The organism is Microbacterium sp. bgisy203 (assembly GCF_057706945.1).
In genome coordinates this window covers 1-1700 of sequence record NZ_JBYIPF010000019.1, presented here as the reverse complement: position 1 = coordinate 1700, position 1700 = coordinate 1, and the positions used below count along the sequence as shown (strand labels likewise).

The window sequence follows — 1700 nt, the reverse complement described above, 5'->3', positions numbered from 1 at the left end:
CGGCTCGCTCAACGACCGGGATGCGGAACCTTCTGGTCGTTGACCGAGCGCAGCGAGTGGAAGCGTCGGTGGCGTGGCGCGGCTCGCTCAACGACCGGGATGGCCGAGTCCGCCGGTCGTTGACCGAGCGCAGCGAGTGGAAGCGTCGGTGCGCGGCGTCGCGTTTCGACTCGCCGCTGCGCGGCTCGCTCAACGACCGAGGTGCGGCACCTTCCGGTCGTTGACCTGCGCGGCTCGCTCAACGACCGGGATGAGGAACCTTCCGGTCGATGACCGAGCGCAGCGAGTGGAAACGTCGGTGGCGTGGCCGGCGCGCTCAACGACCGGGGTGAGGAACCTTCCGGTCGTTGACCGAGCGCAGCGAGCAGAAACGGCTGTGGGCTGTGCGGTCGTTGCGGTAACGCTGATAATGCGCATTATGTCAGATTGTGTGTCGGCGAGCACACCCCCGGTGCGCTGTTGCTGCCTTGTCCTACTAGACATGTCACTCCTCTCATCGAACATGTCAATCTACGGATGCGGCGGTTTCCTAGATCTTCTGTCTCATCGAGCATGTCAATGAACCGCCGCAAGAGAAAGTCCAGATAAATCCGGTATTCAGCACTCTCAGGACCTCTGTCCTTCCTATTGCGTCGGGTGTTGCGCTTCGCGATACTGCTCTGACATGCGGCTGTGGTGAGACGAGGTGTTTCGAGTTGGAATCTCTGACGAATCTCCTCGCGGAGCCGCGCTTCGTGTGTCGACGCGATCGTGATCAAGCGACAAGCAATCTGAGTGCGAGTGAATTCTGCGCGCTGCAGCCTTCTTCCCTTCGTCCGCTGGCTCCCGTACCGGCGTGGGTGGGAAAGCAAGCGCGGGAGGGACTCTGGTGGTTCTCCGGTATCGAGCAGCACGTCACTTTCGCCTCGACGTGGGAGCGTGACGTTCTTGTGTTGCTCGACTATCTGGGTGATGTGGTCGACGCCGTGAGGGATCCTGTGATCATTCTGCCTTCACGCGGGAGCGAAAATCCTCCGCTTCGTCCTTGGTTGATGGTTCGTAGCACCGGTGGGGATCTCATTCTCGCTGTGCGGCGATCGGACCAAAGTCGCGCCACTGCCGTGGCGCGTACGTTCGGGCAGGCATCGCTTGACTTGGCCATTCCGACCTTGCCGCCCGATCGAGACATGCAGGTTCTCAGGTGGCTCGCTGGGTACCGCTTTACTCGTTTTCGACTTCCACCTGACGCCGAGCAAGTAGTGCGGGACGCATGTTCGATCGCGCGCACGCTCGCCTGGACGGTCGCCACTGTCGCTAGTGCGACGGGCTATGACCAGTCAATCGTGCGCGGCAATGTCTTCGCTCAGCTCTGGCTACGGACGATCGCGCTTGTCGACACAGGCAGGCGACTTTCGAACTCTTCGTTGGTATGCGCGTCATGAGTATTGCCGATGCGCGAGACGCATTCCCTGACTTGTCATCTGTTGCGGATCTTGCCCGCTGCTCCCCCGCTTTACGGGATGGGTCTGCCCCGAGTCTTGTTGACAGTCGGGGTTTGGGGTGATCAGGCCGCTTCTGCGTCCTTGTAGATCATCTCAAATTCGATGGGGGTGAGTTTGCCGAGGCCGCGTTGGCGGCGCCGGCGGTTGTACTTCGTCTCGATCCAGGTGACCATCGCGAGGCGGAGGTCGGCGCGGGTGTCCCAGCGCCTGGTGTTGAGC

Annotated in this window: 1 pseudogene; it reads right to left on the bottom strand. The window is 61.5% G+C overall.

Going from position 1 to position 1700, the window contains the following annotated elements:
* Positions 1–1543: 1543 nt before the first annotated feature.
* Positions 1544–1700: pseudogene (locus tag AC3ENQ_RS14040) on the bottom strand (IS3 family transposase); the annotation flags it as partial.